Raw genomic sequence first — 18,585 nt, 5'->3', positions numbered from 1 at the left:
ACAAGAAACCCCTGGCAGGAACACTGCCAGGGGTCTTGAGCACGTTACCGACATTGACTTACTTGGGCGCGTTGACGAACTTCTTCCACGCAGCGAGCAGGTTCGAGCCGTTGACCGAACCCAGGCCCGCCGCGAAGCTCCAGCCCGGCTGCGCGTTGTACGCCGCGGTGTTGGCGTTGTACTTCTTGGGATTGGTCGAGGTCAAGCCGATCTGGGTTGGGCCATAGAAACCCTCGAAGTTCTTCAGCGAACCGTAGAAGTAGCAGTCGTCGGTGACCTGATCGAACGCCTGGATCTGGATGCACTGGGTCGAGATGCCGCCGCGCGTGACATTGTGGAACACGCACTTGCCCGTACCCTTGGTACCGTTGTCGGCACTGCACTTGGCCAGGGTGTCGGGTGAGGCACCGGTCGGGCCGCCGTACTCCTGCGCGGCCAGCACGTAGAGCGTCGGTGCGGCATTGCCCTGGTTCGGCGACAGCCCCTTGTCCGACAGTCCCTGGTCGATCAATGCCTGGATACCCGCGAACATCGGCGAGGACAGCGAGGTGCCGCCTTCCAGATACACCGGCGAAGTGAAGTTCGGCACGCAGGGATACGCATCGGTACAGATGATCACCCAGGAATAGCCGCCATAGGAGCCGGCGAACAGGGAGACATCCGGTACGTCACGCGACTGATCCTTGGCCGCGCCTTTCACCAGCCGCTGCCAGACAGGCTTGGCATCGATCGATGAAGGACCACCGCTACCGGCCTCGGAAGTGGCATAGAGGCCTTCCGGATCGTAGGTCAGGTACTGCTTGCAGAAAGCCAGTCCGTTGGCGAGCCCCAGCGATTGCGCCGCGACGTCGTTGCCGCAGGATTCGTTCCACGGAATCTCCGGTACGTACGACTTGGCCGAGCCGTAGTCGGCGGTAAAGGTGGAGTTGAAGTACTTCTTGGTGGTGCCGTCGAGCACGTCGGCCGTGTCCGTGCCACCGACGACGGTGACATTGGGCGAGGTACCGAACGCGTTGGCATCGACGCCAACGCCATTGATGATGCTGCCGTTGAAGCTCGGATTGGAGCCCGAGTCGCCGCTGGAAACGAACACCGAGATACCTTCGGCATCCGCCTGTGCCCACATCAGATCGATCGCCGTCTTGCTGGCGGTGTCGGTGAAGCCTTCACCGTAGCCGTAGCTGGCGCTGATCACGTTGGGCCGTGAGGTGCCGTTGATCAGGTTGGTTGCCGCGGTGAATACGCCGCCGAAGAAGTTGCTGCTGTTGGAATCGTCGCAACTGGCCACCACGATGTTGGCGCCCGGTGCCATGGCGGTCGACCATTCCGCATCGAGCACGGTTTCGATGCCGTCTTCGCCCGGGAAGGCGATGTTCGGATCGATGCAGTTGGTAAACCCGGTTGCCTGCGGCTGGATCTGCGCAAACGTGCCGCCGTAGCTGCCCAGCTGGAACTGCGAGACAAAGTTGTCCCAGTCGGTCGGCACCATCGATTCGTCTTCGACCAGCGCGATGGTGATGCCTTTGCCTGTGGTGCCGGCGGTGTGCAGCGTATCCACGCCGTACATCTTGGCCAGGTCCGACGGCGAGAAGCCGCGCGAACCATCGGTAAAGGTCACCGCATCCGGGCTGACTTGCGACTTGAGCTGCCTGCTGGCGGCTGTGGTGACCGGCTCCTTCACCTTGAACTTCTGCGACGACGCATTGAACTGCGCCAGCTTCTCCTGCACGTGTTGTGCCTTGGGGCGGATATCGTTAAGCCCGGCCACGCCCGTCACCACGTCTTTCAATGCCGTCGGCACGCTGATGTCGCTGCTATTGGCGATGTGGCTTTCGTTGTTGATCGTGTACCGGCTTTCCTGCGTGTGGAAGGCGCGCTTGACCGCACCGGCCGTACCGTTGAAGTCGATCTGCATCTTGTTGGCGTAGACGCCGTTGACAGTGAAGCCCTGGCTGGTCAGCCAGGAGGTGATCGCGGCGATATCCGCATCGTTCGCACCGAAACGGCTGCCGAATTCTTGCGGCGTGATCCACTTATGAAACTTGTTGGAGGTTGGGTCGTGCTGTGCGGCAAGTAATGCATCGAGTGCGGCGGCGCGTTTCGCGCTGCGCTTGAGCACCAGCTGCATATGGTTCATCGGGGTGGAGTCGGCGACAGCCGCGGTGGGCTTCGCTGCGGCGATAAAGGCTAGATGCGAATTGGCCACGGCCGTGATGGCGCGGCTGTCTACGGTCTGCGTGACGCGTGCTGCTTCGGACGTATCGATATCGGCAAGCGCGGCGTTCTGCGATGCCGAGGTCTGTGCCATACCGATCACCGGCAACGCGGCCAGGGCCGCAGCGATCGATACAGCTATCACAAGCTCGTTTCTCATGACTCACTCCTTGGAAATCCAATGAAAAAAGCGAGGCCCCCTGTGATGTTTGGTGTGACGCGATGTGCTTTCTAAGTCCACCTCCCAAGTGGCGCGAGATCGTGTGCGATGCTCGCCGGTCTTCCCCTATGCTTGCGCAAATTTGTCGATGCAAATTCGCGAACGCACCCTAGCACCCGAACATGAAGTCGGGGCAAACGATCATGCGCCGGTGTCAACGACGGCGTCTAGGGCTTTGGCAATTCGAATGCGCAAGATAAGTGTTGCAATGTTGAAACAGTGCGCGAGCTTGTGAATTTAGACGGCTAAACGTTCACATTGCCGAGGCGTATTTTCTTGCTGTTTCGCCATTGCGATCGAAAGATAATTCGATTTCGGTGTTCGTTGAAAACCTCCCCTATTCGTCATCCCGGCGAAGGCCGGGACCCAGTGACTTCGGTTTACGGCTTTCGCGATAACGCAGACGCTTGTTGGCGCTAGCGATAACCGATCACAAAGCCACTGGGTCCCGGCCTTCGCCGGGATGACGATGGAAACTGAGGTTCCAGGGAGTTTGCGTTGGCCTTGCTACTTGGCCGGCCGCGTCGACGCATCGACCAGCTCGATCGAACGCACATTGCGCTCCCAACGCGCCGGGCGCTTGTCGTTCGGCACAATCAGGCGATAGGGGCCGTCCTTGCCCAGCGGTTGGCCATCCTTGCTGTCGGCAACAATGACACGCAGATCGCCGAAGGCGGGGTCGAGCTCGGCGGCGCTGAAAATCACCTGATAGCCATCCGACGCGGTCACGCGCACGAAGCGGGCCAGCGCGCGCCCGCGCAATGCCTCACCGGTGGGAAGGGTGGTATGCCCGATTACATCCTGCAGCGCCACGCCTTGCCAATGGCTTGGTGGATCGTTGTGCGCCGCTGCGGTGACGGTGACGTGTGGCATGCCGGCGAAGGCCGCGTGATCCAACGTCGTTGTTTTTCCATCGACAACGACACTGATCGTCTTGTCAGAAACAGCAACCGCCTCTTGGGCGTGCAACGACGCGCCGAACAGGCTCGCAGTCAGGACAAACAGGTAAACGGTGTGGCGCAAGCGTGCGATCGGCATGACTCGTCCTGCAGATAGGAGGCGGTGCGCCGATCTTATCCGCTGCCGCCACCCAAGCCCCAGGTCAGGGCTGCTTCACCGGTTCGGCGATCGGCTTGCCCTTGTCGATGATCCAGGTCGACACCGCAGTGCCGCCCTGGCTCCCAGGCGCAGCGGCCAGGCTATGCACGGCGCCACGCGGATTGAAGAAATGATCGCCGGCCTTGAGCACTTGGTCAGGCTTGCCTTGTGTCTTCAACACCAGATCGCCCTTGAGGACGTAGCCCGATTCGTCGCCATCATGGGTGTGCCAGCCAATCACCGTCCCGGCAGGCAGCTCCGCCGTACCGATCACGATCTCCTTGCCGGGCACGCCGCTCTGATCATGGCGATCAAGAATGCTGCGTTTGGGTTGGGGGCCATCGGTTTTCGCGGCGTCCTGGGCAAAGCCAGGCAGGCTGAAGATCAGCCCGGCAAAAACGACGGCGATAGATGTGACACGAAGATAACGCGACATGACGGCTTCCTCGATGTGCATCGGTGAATGAGGGAACAACGAGGCCCTATCGTACATCCGGCTGCGGGAGCGCAGCCGGATGTTGTCGCTCTACGAATTAGCGCATGCCACCGCCGGCATACAGCTTTTCGCCGGTCAGCCAGAACGAATCGCTCGAAGCCAGGAAGACGGCGATCGAGGCGATGTCATCGGGCTGGCCGATGCGACCCAGCGGGGTCTGCGACACGGCGTGCGTGTTGAAGTCCGAGCCGATGAAACCGGCAGCGTGGGTGCCCTCGGTCTCGACCATGCCGGGGTTCAGCGCATTGACGCGGATGCTGCGCGGGCCCAGTTCCTGTGCCAGTACGCCGGTGATGGCGTCGACCGCGCCCTTGGTGGCGGTATAGACGGCGCTTCCCACCGGGAACAGGCGGCTGACCAGCGAGCCGATGTTGATCACGCTGCCGCCTTCGGTCATGTGCTTGGCGGCCGCCTGCGTGGTCAGCAGCAGGCCGAGCACGTTGACGTTGAACTGCTTGTGGTAATGGTCTTCGGTGATCTCTTCCAGCGGGGCGAATTCGTACACGCCCGAGTTGTTCACCAGGATATCGAGCCGGCCGAACTGCTTGACCGCGGCGTCGATCAGACCCTGTGCGTCGGCTGCCTTGGACACGTCGCCCTTGACGGCTACGGCCTTGCCGCCGGCGGCGGTGATGGCCTCGACGACGGTATCGGCGCCGGCCTTGCTGGAAGCGTAGTTCACGACCACTGACGCGCCTGCGGCGGCCAGCGACTTGGCAATGGCGGCGCCAATGCCCTTGGATGCGCCGGTGACGACGGCGACTTTACCTGCGAGCTTGCTCATGGACTGTTCCTTGACGGGAGGTGGGACGGAAAGAAGCGGATCAGAAATCCTATAGTTCGCAACATATGAACTATGGAACTAAGAGTCAAGGGGGGCTAAAATGACCGCATGAGACCGCTGATCCATCCATCGATCGAAGACATCACCGTGGAGGGCATCCTTCACGTGCTGTCCGATCCCGTGCGTGTGGCGATCTATGCGCAGATGGCCAACGCCGGCTGTGCCTTCAACTGCACGAACTTCTCGCAGGTCAGCGACAAGACGATTCCCAAGTCCACGTTATCCCAGCATTTTCGCGCCTTGCGCGAAGCCGGGCTGATCCGTAGCGAACGCCACGGCGTGGAAATGCATAACACCACGCGCTGCAAGGAAATCGAGCAACGTTTTCCGGGGTTGATCGGCGCGATCATGAATGCGCATGCCGTACAGATGACCGAGCAGGCATGCGCGAGCAAGCGCAAGTCGGCTGCAAAACCCAAGATCGCCTGATCGTCAGGAGCCGTGCGGTCCCAGCGCCTGCGCAATGGCCGTGGTCATTTGCTCGCGAAACCAGGCATGTGCGGGGTCGTTGTCTTTCGAACTGTGCCAGTAGGCAAGAATCGGAAAGGTCTTGAGCCGGATCGGCAGCGGATGAATGGCGATCGGCAGCAGGCTGGCGACGTGCGCCGCATAGGATTGCGGCAGGGTCAGTAGCAGATCGCTGCCCGCAACGATCTGGCAGGCGGAGAAATAGTGCTGGCAGACCAGCCGGACCTGTCGAAACATGCCGTTCTGTCCGAGCAAGGTATCGAGCGCGTTCGATTCGCCCAGTGGCGAGACGGTGATGTGCTCGGCGGCTAGGTAGTCGGAACGGCGCAGCAACGCGCTTAGCGGATGCTTGCGACGCATCACCACCGCGAGCGACTCGTCCAGCAGATGCTGGCGCGCAATAGCGGGGCCTGCGCGCAGCGGTCGGTCGACGGCCAGGTCCAGCGTACCGGTGGCCAACTCACGTTCCACGTCGTCGGCAGCGACACGGCGACTGACGATGCGCACACCGGGCGCTTCGCTCTCGATACGCGCCATCAGGCCGGGCAGGGCGGTCGATTCGAGAATGTCGCGAAAACCGACCACAAACTCCATCGCCAGTCGCGCCGGTTCGAAACTTGGCTGCGTATGCGTGCTCGCCAGCAGGGCTTTGAGATGCCACTGCACCGACGGCATCATTGCTCGCACTTTCTCGGTCGGGACCACGCGATTACCCTGGCGCACGAACAGCGGATCGTCGAGATGGTCGCGCAAGCGCCCCAGTGCATGCGTCACCGCCGGCTGCGTCAGATGCAGCGCGCGTGCCGCCGCGCTGACCCCGCCATGGGTGTAGATCGCGTCGAGCACGCGGAACAGATTGAGGTCGATGCGGGTGTCGCGTTCCATGGGGTTGGCCTTGAAGGGCTCCGATAAAGAGCTTTCTGTGAGAGCGACCCGAAACAACCTCAATCCTTCCCACCGCCATCCCGGCGCAGGCCGGGATCCAGTGACTTTGTGATCGGTTATCGCGAGAACCAACAAACATCTGCGCTCTGGCTAAAACCAGAAAACGAAGCCACTGGGTCCCGGCCTGCGCCGGGATGACGAGTAGGGAGGGTTATTTGTTATTTCTGGAAGTCACTCCATGGCATCCATTCATAAAATTAATAACCAGCCATAAAGCATATTCATTTCAATTATTGGCTGACCCGGGCGTACTCTGCAACGCATTCCAAGGAGACTCCCGTGGATTTCGCCCCTTCCGAGCGCACCCAGGCGCTTACCGAACGTCTAAGCCGCTTTATGCAGGACGAAGTCCTGCCGGCCGAGCCGGTGTATCGCGAGCAACTGATCGGTGGTACCGATCACCGGCAATGGCGCCAGCCGCCGGTGATGGAGGCGCTGAAAGCCCGCGCCCGTGCGGCAGGCCTGTGGAACCTGTTTCTTCCCGACGCCAAGGACGGGCAGGGCCTGAGCCACGTCGAGTACGCCTCGCTGGCCGAAATCATGGGGCACTCGTTTATCGCGCCGGAGGTCTTCAATTGCGCTGCGCCCGATAGCGGCAACATGGAAGTACTGCATCGCTACGGTTCGCCGATGCAGCGCGAGCGCTGGCTGGCGCCCTTGCTGAGCGGCGAGATTCGTTCCGGCTTCGCCATGACCGAGCCGGACGTCGCCTCGTCCGATGCAACGAACATGCAGGCCACCGCGCGCGTCGAAGGCAACGAGGTCGTGCTCGATGGGCGCAAGTGGTGGACCACCGGCGCCGGGCATCCGCATTGCCGCTTCGTGATCTTCATGGGCCTGAGCGATGCGAACGCCGAGCCGCATCGCCGCCATAGCATGGTGATCTGTCCGCTCGACCATCCGGGTGTGCGCATCGAACGCATGCTGCCGGTATTTCATGACGTCGACGAACCCTCCGGTCACGGCGAGATGAGCTTCGATCATGTGCGCCTGCCGCTGGATCATGTGATTCTCGCGCCGGGCGCCGGCTTCGAGATTGCACAGGGCCGCCTGGGTCCCGGACGCGTGCACCACTGCATGCGCGCGCTGGGTGCGGCCGAACGTGCTCTGTCGCTCCTGGTTGAGCGCGCCACCACTCGCGTCGCCTTCGGCAAGCCGCTGCTGCAACTTGGCGGCAATGCCGACATTGTGGCCAACCTGCGCATGGCGATCGAGCAGGCGCGCCTGCTGACGCTGAAAACCGCCTGGACGCTGGACACGCAAGGCAGCAAGGCCGCGCTCAGCCTGATTTCGCAAATCAAGGTCGTTGTACCGATGGTCGCGCAGCAGGCCGCCGATGCGGCGATCCAGATCCACGGCGGTGCCGGCCTGTCGGACGACTTTCCGCTGGCGCGGCTGTACACCTATGCGCGCGTACTGCGTCTGGCGGACGGCCCAGACGAAGTGCATCGCGCGGTCGTCGCTCGCCTGGAAGCGAAGGCGCAACAAATCCGCAAGGAAATCACATGAGCGAACTTCGCGACCAGCTTCGCCCTGTGCGCGAAGAAGACGCCTTCGATGTGGCGCGCATCGATAGCTTCCTCAAAGCGCATATCGACGGCCTCGAAGGCGCGCCCAAGGTGGCGCAGTTTCCGGGCGGCGCATCCAATCTCACCTATCTGATCAGCTATGCCGACCGCGAGCTGGTGCTGCGCCGTCCGCCGGCCGGCGCCAAGGCCAAGGCGGCTCACGACATGTTGCGCGAGGCACGCATCATGGCGGCGCTGCGTGGCAGCTACCCGTATGTACCGGCGATTCTCGCGCGCTGCGATGACGCTGCGGTGATCGGCAGCGATTTCTATGCGATGGAGCGTTTGCGCGGCAGCATCCTGCGCCGCGACCTGCCGGCCGAACTTGGGCTCGACGCCGAAGGCGTGCGCAAGCTTTGCGTGACCTTTATCGATCGCCTGATCGAATTGCATCGCATCGATGTCACGCAGGCGGGCCTGCACGACCTGGGCAAGGGCGAGGGCTATATCGCCCGCCAGGTATCGGGTTGGAGCGAACGGTATCGCCAGGCCATGACCGAAGGCGCCGATGCGTGCGAGGACGTGATGGCGTGGCTGGCGGCGAATCAACCACCGCGCGACAACGCCAGTTGCATCATTCACAACGACTACCGCTTCGATAACGTCGTGCTCGCTCCGGACGATCCGCTGCGGGTAATCGGCGTGCTCGACTGGGAAATGGCGACAATCGGCGATCCTTTGATGGATTTGGGTGGGTCGTTGGCTTATTGGGTGCAGGCGGACGACGATCCGGTGTTCCAATCGTTCCGTCGCCAACCCACGCATGAGGCCGGCATGCTGACGCGTCGCGAGGTCATCGCGTACTACGGTCAACAAAGCGGGCTGGACGTGTCGGCCTTTGGGTTCTACGAGGCCTTTGGCCTGTTTCGCCTGATGGTGATCATCCAGCAGATCTATCGTCGCTTCGCGCTGGGCCAGACCAGCAACCCGCAGTTCGCCGGCTTCGGCGACGCTGCGCGCGACATGGGCCAACGTTGTCGCCACGTGATTCAAAAAGCCCATGGCTAAGGTCACGCGCGAACTGCTGTTGATCCGCCATGGCCAGGCCAGTTTTCATGCGGAAGACTATGACCGTCTGTCCGGCATCGGCGAGAAGCAGTCACGCGAGCTGGGAGCGTGGCTGGCAAAGTGCGGGCAGGCGCCGGATCTGGTCGCGATCGGGCCGCGCGTCCGTCATCGCGATACCGCCACGCTTTGCCTGGCCGCTGCCAAGGTCGAGGCCGAACCGTTGTTGCTCGACGGCCTGGACGAAGTCGATCACCACGAACTGCTGGCCCGTCAACGCCCGGACCTGGCCGGCGCAGGCCAATTGCGCGAGGCGCTGAAGCAGGAGAGCGATCCCAAGCGTGCCTTTCAGGAGCTGTTCGTCGCCGCACTGCATCGCTGGATCGGCGGCAAGCACGATGCCGACTACAGCTGCACTTGGCCGATGTTCCGCGAGCGGGTGCTCGATGCGTTGGCGCAATTGCAGCAACGATCAGCCTCGTCGATCTGGGCATTTACGTCGGGCGGTCCGATTGCCGTGATCGTCGGTACGTTACTGGGCGTGCCGCTCGAGCAGACCTTCCATCTGAGCTGGCCCCTGGTCAACAGTGGCATGACGCGGCTGCGCCTCGGTGCACATGGTGCCAGTCTCGTGACGTACAACAGCTGGCCTCATCTGGAACACGGCAACTCATGCGAATGGATCACGCTGCGATGACGCCCTGGACGGCATGGCGATGCAACCTCAACAAGAGCGATCTATGACAGCCACCAACACATTCGATCTCAGCGGAAAAATCGCCATCGTCACCGGTGCCAGTCGCGGCATCGGCGCGGACATCGCGCGTCTGCTGGCACAACACGGTGCGCACGTCATCGTGTCCAGCCGACGTCAGGCCGATTGCCAGACCGTCGTCGACGGCATCAAGGCCGAGGGCGGTTCGGCCGAGGCGATTGCCTGCCATATCGGCGAGCTCGAACAGATCGAGGCGCTGTATGCCCAGGTGGGAGCAAGCCATGGTCGCCTGGATATCCTGGTCAACAACGCCGCGACCAATCCGTACTTCGGACACATTCTCGACACCGAGCCGTCGATCCTGCAGAAAACCGTCGACGTGAATATCCGCGGCTACTTCTACATGTCCACGCATGGCGCACGGCTGATGATCAAGAACGGCGGCGGCTCGATCGTCAACGTCGCATCGGTCAATGGTGTGGTGCCGGGCATGCAACAGGGCATCTATTCGATCACCAAGGCAGCCGTCATCTCGATGACCAAGGCCTTCGCGGTCGAATGCGCCGAACAGGGTGTGCGCTGCAATGCGCTGCTGCCAGGCCTGACCGATACCAAGTTCGCTTCGGTGCTGGTCAATACGCCGGCGATCCTGAAGCAGGCGCTGGCGCACGTACCGATGCGCCGTGTGGCGCAGCCGTCGGAAATGGCCGGCGCGGTGCTTTATCTCGCCTCCGATGCTGCCTCGTACACCACCGGTGCGGTGTTGAATGTGGACGGGGGTTACTTGAGCGTATGAGTCAGGGGAAATCCATGAACAACCATGTAGCGCCGCGCGCCGCAGGCAAGCAAGTATTTATCACCGGCGCTGCCGGCGGCTTGGGTGCTGCGATGGCGCGTATGTTCGCTCGCCACGGCGCCAAGGTCTTTCTTACCGACATCGATGCGGACGCTGTGACGGCCGTGGCCGATGAGATCAATCGCGAGCTGAGCGATACGGTGGCGTGGGCGGCTACGCAGGATGTGCGGGACGAAGCGGCCTGGATCGAGCGTCTCGATCAGGCCGCCAAGGCGATGGGCGGCCTGTCCGTATTGGTCAACAACGCGGGGATCGGTTCGCTCGGTTCGGTCGAACAGATCGAACTGAAAGAATGGCGCCGCGTCATGAGCATCAATGTGGAAAGCATCCTGCTCGGTTGCAAACATGCCTTGCCATATCTGCGTGAGGCGCAGCCGGCGTCGATCGTCAATATCTCTTCGTTGGCGGCTTTCAAGGTCGATCCGGATTACGCGGCCTACAACACGTCCAAGGCGGCGGTGGCCATGCTGACCAAATCGGTCGCGATGGATTGCACCCGACAGAAGATCGATGTGCGCTGCAACTCGGTCCATCCAGCGTTTGTACGCACCGGCATCGTCGCGCCGTTTTATGATGCCCTGGGCGAAGAGGAAGCCACGCGCAAGCTGACACGTGGCATCCCGATGCGTCGCCTTGGCGAGCCAGACGACGTGGCCTACGCCGTCCTGTACCTGGCCAGCGACGAAAGTCGTTACGTTACCGCCGCCGAGCTGGTCGTCGACGGTGGCGCCTGCGCCATCTGAATTCAACCAGCCGATTCCAATGAGGTTAGCCATGTCGCTTGTCAATCGTCAGCTACGGCTGAAAACGCGTCCCGAAGGCCTGGTGCGCCAGGATAATTTCGACCTGGTCGAGCTGCCCGTACCCGAGCTGGCCGAAGGTCAGGCGCTGGTGCGCGTGCTGTATCTATCGATGGACCCGACCAACCGCGTTTGGATGAGCGATATCCCGCAGTACATGCCGCCGGTGGCCATCGGCGACACCATGCGCGGCCTGGGCCTTGGGCGCGTCGTCGCCTCGCGTTCGTCGCACTATGCCGAAGGCGATCTGGTGCAGGGCCTGGTCGGTTGGCAGGACTATGCGGTGCTCGACGAAGCGCGCGCCAAGGACTGGGTGAAGCTGCCGCCCAAGCCGCCAGTGTCGTTACCGACCTTGCTTGGTGCCTGCGGTTTCAGCGGCATTACTGCCTACTATGGTCTGACCGAAATCACGCCTGTGCAGCCTGGGGAAACCTTGGTGGTATCGGCTGCCGCCGGCTCGGTCGGTTCGATCGCCGGTCAGATCGGCAAACTGCGTGGTGCGCGGGTGGTCGGTATCGCCGGTGGTCCCGACAAGTGCCGTCATTTGATTGACGATCTCGGCTTCGATGCTGCCGTTGACTACAAGGCCGACGACTGGAAGGAGCAACTCAAGCAAGCCACGCCGGATGGCGTGCATGTGAATTTCGAAAACGTCGGCGGCCCGGTGATGCGCGCGGTGATGTCGCGCATGGTCAACGGTGGCCGTGTGGCGTTGTGTGGCTTGATTGCCAACTACGCCAACGGCGGCCGTCCTTCGGACGATTACAGCGTCATCATCGTTAAGCGTCTTACCGTGCGTGGTTTTCTGGCGTTCGATTATCGTGACAGCCAGAAAGCGGTGCAGGACTTGATTGGCTGGGTCAAGGAAGGGAAGGTCAAGGCGGGCGAAACCGTCGCCGAAGGATTGGAGAATGCGCCGACGGTGTTGAATCGGTTGTTTGAGGGTACGAGCACCGGCAAACTGGTGTTGCGCGTGCACGGGGAATAGTTCGCAGCGAAAGGGAATATCGAAAACCTCCCTAGCCGTCATCCCGGCACAGGCCGGACTAGCGCTTGCGCGTAGAACGCCCGCAGGGCGGCCCCGAAGGGGCGAGCAAAGCGAGTAACCCAGTGGCTTCGGTTTTCGGTCTTCGCGATAGAGCAGATGCTCATTGGCTCTCGCGATAACCGATCACAAAGCCACTGGGTCCCGGCCTGCGCCGGGATGACGATGGATTTCTTTGAACCGTTCCTGCGAAGAACAGTGGCTTTATCAACATCCCATTCGAACGCTATCCTGCACCACGCAATTTTTCTCCCATACACACCAAGGAAGCCCCATGACGGATCTGGATCAGGCAAAGCTGGCTCAGCTGCGTAGTGTTGCCGAGACCTGGCTGAAACGCCCGCTCACGCCGCAGGAAGTACAGCAACTCGAAGCCTTTCTTCGCGAATCGGCCGCGGTAGACCTTGGAAAGGCATACCAATCCATGTCGCACGCCACCGGCATCCTGTTCGAGAACGCCGTGTCCGCGCAGCAACAGCAAAACACCTTGTCGCAGGCGGCCGCCAATCAGGGCGTCATGCAGATCTACTCGGTGGACACGACCGCCGCTGCCGGTGCGACGGAAAAGATCGCGCAGACCGGCGTTCCCGACAACCTCACCAGCCTGCTCACCGTGCTCAGGGCGTTCGGCTAGGCACCGTCGAGATGCGGAGCGTCCGCATCACGCGGACGCCTCCAGCAACAGCGGCGATCCCAACCGGCATTCGGGATGCATGCGGCTGAGGCCGTGCACCGCTCCGGCCAGGCCGGTCATCAGGCCCGGCGTAAATGCCGCGCGGGTCATACCGCCGATGACACCGCGGTTTTCTTCGATCGAAGACACCACCTGGGCGACCGCCGCGTCGCGGTCCAGTGCGGCGGCCGTCGGATCCAGCGCTGTCGCGCGCGAGTGGAACTCCCACAGCGAAAAATCGCCGTGGCAAAGCGTATGCGTTATGCCCCACATGCTTTCACAGGCACGTAGCGCCTGTCGCACGGTATGCAGATGACGCGGATCGCGCGTGCGCGCATACAGGTCGCTCGCCGCCAGGCCGATACCGACGCTGCCATTGCACCATGTGTGATAACCGGGCTTGTTGTCGCCATGGCGCAGGTCGTACCAGTTACCGGACGCCGGGTCATACAACGAGTTTTGAAATGCTTCGGTTGCCTTGGCCAGGCTCTGCCAGCGAGCACGATCGATGGCGGAGCCTGCGTCGCTCAGCGCCAGTCTGGCCAGACTCCATCCAATGCCGGCGGCACCATGAGCGAAGCCGCCGATGGAGCGATCGGAATTGGCGGTTATCCAGCTTGCGCGGCCTTGCTCGTCGAGGATCGCGAACTTCTCCAGGTGTTTGCCTGCGTTTGCCGCCAACGCCAGCCAACGCGGCTGGCCGGTGAGTTCGGCCAGCCGCAACAGCGGAACGATGACGCCGCTTGCACCATCGAGAATGTCGAACAGCGTGTCCTGCTCGAAGCCTTCGCTCTCCAGTGCCTGGGCCACGGCGGCGGCCCGCGAGATCCAGGCGGCGCGCGGCAGCAGATCGTAGAGCGTCAGCCAGGTCCAGATGCGCGCACCGTAACCGGTAAAGCCACCGAAGGTCCGCGGCTTGTCCTGCTCCAGCGCTTGCAATGTCTGCAGCGCACCCTCCAGCGTCTCGTCCAGGCCGGGCACGGGATCTGCGCGATCAAGCTGAACTTCATGCCGATAACCAGCCAGTGCGATCACGACGCCGCCCATACCGAAATACACGTCCGACTGCAGCGGTTGCACCATCCAGCCGTCCTGGCAGGTTTCAGGCGTGATCCAGGTGACTGAGCCATCGTTCCCTCGCACCGAAAGGCGCAACAGGCGTTCGGTGGCGTCGGTGAGCAGCTGGCGGCGACGCGTTTCCAGATGGTCGCTGTGCGGATGGCGCGGATAGAAGTCACGTGCCGCAGGAGAGGCGGCGAAACGTTGATTGAGCGAGGTGATGACCAGCGCGCTGCGAATGGTCAGCTCCTCCAGGTCGATGCGCATGCCGCGCCAGTCGGCCAGCGCCCCGTCGATGCGCGCACGCGTGAGCGGCGCGGAAAACACCGGAATGTCGCCATGGCGCAGATCGTCGATTTCCGCGGCGATCGCTTCGGGCGACGAGGGTGCGATCGGCATCACGATCGCATTGCGCGCCAGCAGGTCTCGCGCACGCTCGATGCCCGGCGCTTCGTCGTGCAATGAGGCCGGATGCCACAGCATCCGCCCCAGCTCCACGTACGCCTGGGTCGGTCGCAGGATGTCGCGTGCGATGCAGCCTTCGAAGGCATCGAGCATCGGGGCAAGCTGCCCGGTGGCGTCCAGGTGGCGCAGTCGGCGGCTGGTATCGAGAAAGCCTTCGCTGATCCGATCCCAGTACAGCGACACATCCGGCCGCGGATCGGGATGGTTTTGCGAGTGTTCCACGTCGATATCGACGATATCCAGCCGCGCTTCGGTGGTGCCGGCATTGACGATCACCGGCACCTGCAATTGAGGTTGCTGATCGGGCAACGCCCCGGCAGCGGATACATCCACGCCATCGAAACCGAGTGCGGGCGCACGAAACGGCACGATGCCGGTACGCAGCACCGAACTTCGAATCAATCCCTGCGCCAACTCGTGAGCATGTCCGTAAGGCGACGATGGCACTTTGGGCAGCAGCGCGAAAAGGCTCTCCGCGTCGATCACCGTCGGTGTGGGGCCGACCGCAATGAGGTTTTCGTGATGGATGTCCGTGCCGCCCACCAGTCGCAATATCCCGAGCCAATCGCCCATGCGGTGGTAGAAGGCGCGAAGTTCATCGTTACCGTCGCAATAGCGATGAGGGACGAAAGCGGCCCAGCCATAATCGCCCCGATCGATCACCGGCGGTATGCGGATGCGATCCGGATCGTCGTCAAACACCGCATCCAGCAAGTTCTCGAGCACGTGATCAATGCGCAACGAGCGCGGTTTGTACATGATCTGGCCGCCTTCCACGGTCAGGCGGGCGACAGCCTGGCCACCGGCATGCAGGTCGCCTTCGCCCATCGTCAAGGCGAGCAGCCGCCCCGTCGGCTTGCCGAGTAACGTCGTCAACGCATCGCGGTCGGCGATAAAGCGTTCGGTCATCGCTTCGATCGCGTGACGTTGGCGATCGAGCATGCGGTACAAACGAGAGCGCAGTACGGGGTAGCGTGTATCCAGATGAGTGACGAAAGCCGGTTTACAGGCCAGTTCCACGAACTGGGCAAAGCGTGCCGATTCATCGTTCGCTGTCAGCAGCCCTTCCAGCTTGGCTGCGTGCAACTCGAGCAACAGGACGCGATTGAGCTTGAGCCGTGCATGGGTATGCAATGCCGCATCCGCCATGCGTCCGATAAGGTCGCGTTCGCTATCGTCCAGTTGCGGCGACCAGGCCGTGAGGCGTGCTGCCAATACGTCGCGGTGCGGTTCGGTGAAGCAGGCGATGATGTCGCCGAAGGCATCCGTATCGTCGTGGGTATCTGCCATGGAATCGCTCGCTCAAACGCGGAAGTGTTCTGCACGAAAGGCAACGCGCAGCCGGCCGGACTGCGCGTTGTCTCAAGCGTTTAACAACAGAGGCAGCCTCTTGCGCAGGACATGGTGGTCTTGGCGGTGAGGATGTTCATCTCCGCGTCCGTGGCGGTCAGTGCCGATTCGGTGGCCACCGCGCCGGCAATGAACAGCGGGCCGGCAGGATTGTCGTTCTGGTTGTCCGAGTGGCTCAGCCAGCTCGAGATGGTGTCTTGGGTTTGCATGGCATGACTCCTTGATCGTATCGAATGGGAAGCCTTTCCCAGCCCGCGCTTTGGTCAGGAGGCGGGTGTTGGAAAGACGCTGTTTTCAAACGCACGATAGGCCCCGACTCGGGCCGTTTTGCCGCATATTCCTTTGCATTGAAAAATGCCTGGGCATGCGGTGGACATAACCTATAGTTATTTCCGAATGTGAAATCCGGAATTGCTTCTCACTATTTGTACGACGCAGCCTGGAGTGGCTTTGTATACAAGCCATGGATGGAGCGCTGTTTAAATATGGACCGGATGGCGTAAGCACCGCGCGGATAATGTCCCACACGAAAGGCAACGCGTAGCCGGCCGGACTACGCGTTGCATCAAGCGTTTAACAACAGATGCAGCCGTTTGCGCAGGACATGGTCGTCTTCGCGGTAATGATGTTCATATCCGCGTCGGTATGGGTCAGTGCCGCTTCGGTGGCCAGTGCGCCGGCAATGAAAAGCGGGCCGGCAGGGTTATTGCTCTGATTGCCCGAATGGCTCAGCCAGCTCGAGATGGTGTCTTGGGTTTGCATGGTATGGCTCCTTGATCGTATCGAATGGGAAGCCTTTCCCGGCCCGCGCTTTGGTCAGAAGGCGGGTGCTGGAAAGGCACGGTTTTCAAACGCACGATAGGCCCCGACTCGGGCCGCTTTTCCGCATATTCCTTTGCACTTGAAAAATGCCTGGGCATGCGGTGGACATAACCTATAGTTATTTTCGATTGTGAAATATGGAATTGCTTCGCATTATTTACATGGTCTTGCGGGTTGACCTTCGCCGCGGAGCCCCGGATTGCAAAAAATATCTAAGAACGACAGGGAGCGGCAATGAGCAGGGCTGGACGATGCGGCGACCCCGGATGCCCTGGATCCGGGGCGCTATTGTTCGGCATCGATATCGGTTACCTGAGCCAGCGAACCATGCGGATCGCCAATTGCGAATAGTATGCCCACCGACCCGGATGCCGCGCTTCACGCCGCCCCGTGTCGGAAGCCGAAAACGCGGCTTGTCTTGCGTGACGTTAAGGTCGGTTGACCGTCCGGGCCGCTTATCTGTCGAACAGATTCATCGTGCGCAAGCGCGTGCGTATTGAATACGGCGTCGCGCTTGGGCATGCTCGACACCATCACAGGGGATTGTATGCAGTTTCTTCGTCTGGACCAATTTGCAGCGCATCTCAACGAGACCTTCATGGTCGAGATCGATCAGATGCGCGCACCGTTCGTGCTCGTCGAGGCACGGCCACTTCCTTATCAGCCCATGCCCGGATTGGTGCGTGAGCCGTTTTCGCTGTTGTTCCGCAACGAATCCGCGATCGTTTTTCCGCAACGGACCTATAACATGCAGAACGATCGCATGGGGGAATTCGGTATTTTCCTGGTGCCTATCGCCAGAGATAAGGATGGCTTCATCTACCAGGCGGTCTTCAACTGACGATTGCATTCGGGGATCAGGCGCATGCCCTGACCATGCGCAGATGAGCACCTTCGGCGCCATCCGGGACAAAGCCTTGTCGCTCATATAGGCGGCGTGCGCCCTGGTTGTTCTTGAGGACATGCAATCGCAGCGAAATCAGTCCCAAGCCCGACGCCAGTTCCCGCATCCAATCCAGCAGCGCAGTGCCAATGCCCTGGCCGCGCCAGGTCTGGTCGATCAGGATATCGACCAGCCATAGTTCGTCCGACTGGTGGCAGACATAAAGCCGTCCGATGGCTTTGCCATCGTGCTCGACGACCAGGAAATGGCCCTGCCGATAGTGAGCGACGTAGTGTCGATGCTGTAGCTCGAACTGGCTGTCGCAAAAGGCGCGCCGCACGGCCGCAGACCAGGGCATCGCCGCGACTTCGGCCGCCCTGGATTGCGCATAGATGTCGCGAAAAAACGCCAGGTCGCCGTCGTGGGCGTAACGCAGGGAAATCCCGGGCGCGCGAGGCCCGGGATAGTCATCCAACGACTCCGCAGAAAGACCCTGCGGGAACGATGGCAGTACAGCACTCACGGCCGTGAGGGGAATGCACCCTGCAACGAGATACAGAAATTCATCGCCAGATACGGCTGCTGGTTGGGATGCGCCTGGTTGCCCGGATTCACCGTTACCGAAGTGGCAGGAAAGGTGCCGCTGACAGGCGCGCTCTGGACGAATATCGAGCTGTTGTTGGGCGATACCAGCGCGGAGCCATTCGAGGGCCCGACCTGTCGCTTCGTGTTGTCTCGCTGCGCATAAAAATTGACGGCGTGGGTGTGCTGGGGCATTTCGGTGGAAATCAACGTGACCGACTCGGAGCCGAAAGTTTCTCCGAGGATGCGTTCCGTCAAACCCGGGCCTTGCCCGACCGCGCACGCGGCAAAGCTTTGGAAATTAGGCAATCCGAAATTGCTCTGGCCGTTGCCGCCATAGTTGATACCGAGCAACGAGAAAAGCGCCGTATATTGACTGAGGGGCACCAGCTGCCCGGCACAGTACGCCCAGTTGGTTGGTGCAAATTGAAAGGCGTAGAGCTGAATCTCGCCTAGAAACGGATCACTCATGTGGTT

Annotated in this window: 19 protein-coding genes; 9 read left to right on the top strand and 10 right to left on the bottom strand. The window is 61.5% G+C overall.

Translation table 11 applies throughout. The annotated features are described in order from the left end of the window. Nucleotides 1-58: 58 nt before the first annotated feature. The 4 genes from QMG46_RS03250 to QMG46_RS03235 form a co-directional block, all read right to left on the bottom strand. On the bottom strand, nucleotides 59-2,374 hold the full coding sequence (locus QMG46_RS03250; protein ID WP_281851029.1) for a S53 family peptidase: 2,316 nt from the start codon (nucleotides 2,372-2,374) through the stop codon (nucleotides 59-61). A gap of 567 nt (nucleotides 2,375-2,941) precedes the next feature. Further along, nucleotides 2,942-3,472, bottom strand: coding sequence for a molybdopterin-binding protein (locus QMG46_RS03245; protein ID WP_281851028.1), 531 nt, complete (start codon nucleotides 3,470-3,472; stop codon nucleotides 2,942-2,944). A 64-nt stretch (nucleotides 3,473-3,536) separates the two neighbouring features. Further along, nucleotides 3,537-3,968 carry a cupin domain-containing protein gene (locus QMG46_RS03240; protein ID WP_281851027.1) on the bottom strand — a complete coding sequence of 144 codons (432 nt, stop codon included), beginning with the start codon at nucleotides 3,966-3,968 and terminating at the stop codon, nucleotides 3,537-3,539. A gap of 97 nt (nucleotides 3,969-4,065) precedes the next feature. After that, the gene (locus QMG46_RS03235; protein WP_281851026.1) at nucleotides 4,066-4,812 is read right to left on the bottom strand and encodes a glucose 1-dehydrogenase; all 747 of its coding nucleotides are present in this window, start codon (nucleotides 4,810-4,812) and stop codon (nucleotides 4,066-4,068) included. A gap of 108 nt (nucleotides 4,813-4,920) precedes the next feature. On the opposite strand from QMG46_RS03235, the gene QMG46_RS03230 reads away from it, so the two are divergent. Further along, on the top strand, nucleotides 4,921-5,301 hold the full coding sequence (locus tag QMG46_RS03230; protein WP_281851025.1) for an ArsR/SmtB family transcription factor: 381 nt from the start codon (nucleotides 4,921-4,923) through the stop codon (nucleotides 5,299-5,301). A 3-nt stretch (nucleotides 5,302-5,304) separates the two neighbouring features. On the opposite strand, the gene QMG46_RS03225 is transcribed toward QMG46_RS03230, so the two are convergent. Next, nucleotides 5,305-6,225, bottom strand: coding sequence for a LysR family transcriptional regulator (locus QMG46_RS03225; RefSeq protein WP_281851024.1), 921 nt, complete (start codon nucleotides 6,223-6,225; stop codon nucleotides 5,305-5,307). A 396-nt stretch (nucleotides 6,226-6,621) separates the two neighbouring features. On the opposite strand from QMG46_RS03225, the gene QMG46_RS03220 reads away from it, so the two are divergent. The 7 genes from QMG46_RS03220 to QMG46_RS03190 all read left to right on the top strand — a co-directional run bounded on the left by QMG46_RS03220 (nucleotide 6,622) and on the right by QMG46_RS03190 (nucleotide 12,908). Continuing rightward, the gene (locus QMG46_RS03220) at nucleotides 6,622-7,794 is read left to right on the top strand and encodes an acyl-CoA dehydrogenase family protein (RefSeq protein WP_345781799.1); all 1,173 of its coding nucleotides are present in this window, start codon (nucleotides 6,622-6,624) and stop codon (nucleotides 7,792-7,794) included. Further along, nucleotides 7,791-8,861: a phosphotransferase family protein gene (locus QMG46_RS03215; protein ID WP_281851022.1), complete on the top strand. Its 1,071-nt coding sequence runs from the start codon at nucleotides 7,791-7,793 to the stop codon at nucleotides 8,859-8,861. Before QMG46_RS03220 ends, QMG46_RS03215 begins: the two co-directional genes overlap by 4 nt. Continuing rightward, nucleotides 8,854-9,555, top strand: coding sequence for a histidine phosphatase family protein (locus tag QMG46_RS03210; protein ID WP_281851021.1), 702 nt, complete (start codon nucleotides 8,854-8,856; stop codon nucleotides 9,553-9,555). Before QMG46_RS03215 ends, QMG46_RS03210 begins: the two co-directional genes overlap by 8 nt. A 43-nt stretch (nucleotides 9,556-9,598) precedes the next feature. Beyond that, nucleotides 9,599-10,369, top strand: a complete 771-nt coding sequence (locus tag QMG46_RS03205) for an SDR family oxidoreductase (RefSeq protein WP_281851020.1) — start codon at nucleotides 9,599-9,601, stop codon at nucleotides 10,367-10,369. 14 nt (nucleotides 10,370-10,383) lie between these two features. Then, on the top strand, nucleotides 10,384-11,172 hold the full coding sequence (locus tag QMG46_RS03200; RefSeq protein ID WP_281851019.1) for an SDR family oxidoreductase: 789 nt from the start codon (nucleotides 10,384-10,386) through the stop codon (nucleotides 11,170-11,172). A gap of 31 nt (nucleotides 11,173-11,203) precedes the next feature. Then, a complete protein-coding gene (locus QMG46_RS03195) occupies nucleotides 11,204-12,217 on the top strand; it encodes an NADP-dependent oxidoreductase (protein ID WP_281851018.1) in 1,014 nt (337 codons plus the stop codon). A gap of 331 nt (nucleotides 12,218-12,548) precedes the next feature. After that, nucleotides 12,549-12,908 carry a RebB family R body protein gene (locus QMG46_RS03190; protein WP_281851016.1) on the top strand — a complete coding sequence of 120 codons (360 nt, stop codon included), beginning with the start codon at nucleotides 12,549-12,551 and terminating at the stop codon, nucleotides 12,906-12,908. A 27-nt stretch (nucleotides 12,909-12,935) separates the two neighbouring features. Here the strand turns inward: QMG46_RS03190 and QMG46_RS03185 are convergent, their stop codons facing one another. From QMG46_RS03185 to QMG46_RS03175, 3 genes are all read right to left on the bottom strand, one after another. Further along, a complete protein-coding gene (locus tag QMG46_RS03185; RefSeq protein WP_281851015.1) occupies nucleotides 12,936-15,761 on the bottom strand; it encodes a type 2 lanthipeptide synthetase LanM family protein in 2,826 nt (941 codons plus the stop codon). 80 nt (nucleotides 15,762-15,841) lie between these two features. Beyond that, on the bottom strand, nucleotides 15,842-16,030 hold the full coding sequence (locus QMG46_RS03180; protein WP_281851014.1) for a DUF6229 family protein: 189 nt from the start codon (nucleotides 16,028-16,030) through the stop codon (nucleotides 15,842-15,844). A gap of 364 nt (nucleotides 16,031-16,394) precedes the next feature. Then, on the bottom strand, nucleotides 16,395-16,583 hold the full coding sequence (locus QMG46_RS03175; protein ID WP_281851013.1) for a DUF6229 family protein: 189 nt from the start codon (nucleotides 16,581-16,583) through the stop codon (nucleotides 16,395-16,397). Between the two features lie 607 nt (nucleotides 16,584-17,190). On the opposite strand from QMG46_RS03175, the gene QMG46_RS03170 reads away from it, so the two are divergent. Continuing rightward, nucleotides 17,191-17,484 (top strand): DUF6916 family protein, encoded by a 294-nt coding sequence (locus QMG46_RS03170; RefSeq protein WP_281851012.1) that lies wholly within the window; start codon nucleotides 17,191-17,193, stop codon nucleotides 17,482-17,484. A gap of 16 nt (nucleotides 17,485-17,500) precedes the next feature. Here QMG46_RS03170 and QMG46_RS03165 read toward each other — a convergent pair whose 3' ends face one another. Both QMG46_RS03165 and QMG46_RS03160 read right to left on the bottom strand, forming a co-directional pair. Continuing rightward, entirely contained in the window at nucleotides 17,501-18,049 is a 549-nt protein-coding gene (locus QMG46_RS03165) for a GNAT family N-acetyltransferase (protein WP_281851011.1), read from the bottom strand. Beyond that, nucleotides 18,046-18,579 (bottom strand): phage tail protein, encoded by a 534-nt coding sequence (locus QMG46_RS03160; protein ID WP_281851010.1) that lies wholly within the window; start codon nucleotides 18,577-18,579, stop codon nucleotides 18,046-18,048. The genes QMG46_RS03165 and QMG46_RS03160 overlap by 4 nt, the downstream gene beginning before the upstream one ends. Between the last annotated feature and the right edge of the window lie 6 nt (nucleotides 18,580-18,585).

Source organism: Dyella sp. GSA-30 (assembly GCF_027924605.1).
Classification (GTDB): Bacteria; Pseudomonadota; Gammaproteobacteria; order Xanthomonadales; family Rhodanobacteraceae; genus GSA-30.
Note: the sequence above shows the minus strand (reverse complement) of the source record. Positions and strands in the feature narration are given on the sequence as shown.

What these genes read in the sequence shown, in the direction of transcription:
- QMG46_RS03250 (WP_281851029.1), bottom strand. Translation starts at nt 2,374, where the DNA reads ATGAGAAACGAGCTTGTGATAGCTGTATCGATCGCTGCGGCCCTGGCC.
- QMG46_RS03245 (WP_281851028.1), bottom strand. Translation starts at nt 3,472, where the DNA reads ATGCCGATCGCACGCTTGCGCCACACCGTTTACCTGTTTGTCCTGACT.
- QMG46_RS03240 (WP_281851027.1), bottom strand. Translation starts at nt 3,968, where the DNA reads ATGTCGCGTTATCTTCGTGTCACATCTATCGCCGTCGTTTTTGCCGGG.
- QMG46_RS03235 (WP_281851026.1), bottom strand. Translation starts at nt 4,812, where the DNA reads ATGAGCAAGCTCGCAGGTAAAGTCGCCGTCGTCACCGGCGCATCCAAG.
- QMG46_RS03230 (WP_281851025.1), top strand. Translation starts at nt 4,921, where the DNA reads ATGAGACCGCTGATCCATCCATCGATCGAAGACATCACCGTGGAGGGC.
- QMG46_RS03225 (WP_281851024.1), bottom strand. Translation starts at nt 6,225, where the DNA reads ATGGAACGCGACACCCGCATCGACCTCAATCTGTTCCGCGTGCTCGAC.
- QMG46_RS03220 (WP_345781799.1), top strand. Translation starts at nt 6,622, where the DNA reads ATGCAGGACGAAGTCCTGCCGGCCGAGCCGGTGTATCGCGAGCAACTG.
- QMG46_RS03215 (WP_281851022.1), top strand. Translation starts at nt 7,791, where the DNA reads ATGAGCGAACTTCGCGACCAGCTTCGCCCTGTGCGCGAAGAAGACGCC.
- QMG46_RS03210 (WP_281851021.1), top strand. Translation starts at nt 8,854, where the DNA reads ATGGCTAAGGTCACGCGCGAACTGCTGTTGATCCGCCATGGCCAGGCC.
- QMG46_RS03205 (WP_281851020.1), top strand. Translation starts at nt 9,599, where the DNA reads ATGACAGCCACCAACACATTCGATCTCAGCGGAAAAATCGCCATCGTC.
- QMG46_RS03200 (WP_281851019.1), top strand. Translation starts at nt 10,384, where the DNA reads ATGAACAACCATGTAGCGCCGCGCGCCGCAGGCAAGCAAGTATTTATC.
- QMG46_RS03195 (WP_281851018.1), top strand. Translation starts at nt 11,204, where the DNA reads ATGTCGCTTGTCAATCGTCAGCTACGGCTGAAAACGCGTCCCGAAGGC.
- QMG46_RS03190 (WP_281851016.1), top strand. Translation starts at nt 12,549, where the DNA reads ATGACGGATCTGGATCAGGCAAAGCTGGCTCAGCTGCGTAGTGTTGCC.
- QMG46_RS03185 (WP_281851015.1), bottom strand. Translation starts at nt 15,761, where the DNA reads ATGGCAGATACCCACGACGATACGGATGCCTTCGGCGACATCATCGCC.
- QMG46_RS03180 (WP_281851014.1), bottom strand. Translation starts at nt 16,030, where the DNA reads ATGCAAACCCAAGACACCATCTCGAGCTGGCTGAGCCACTCGGACAAC.
- QMG46_RS03175 (WP_281851013.1), bottom strand. Translation starts at nt 16,583, where the DNA reads ATGCAAACCCAAGACACCATCTCGAGCTGGCTGAGCCATTCGGGCAAT.
- QMG46_RS03170 (WP_281851012.1), top strand. Translation starts at nt 17,191, where the DNA reads ATGCAGTTTCTTCGTCTGGACCAATTTGCAGCGCATCTCAACGAGACC.
- QMG46_RS03160 (WP_281851010.1), bottom strand. Translation starts at nt 18,579, where the DNA reads ATGAGTGATCCGTTTCTAGGCGAGATTCAGCTCTACGCCTTTCAATTT.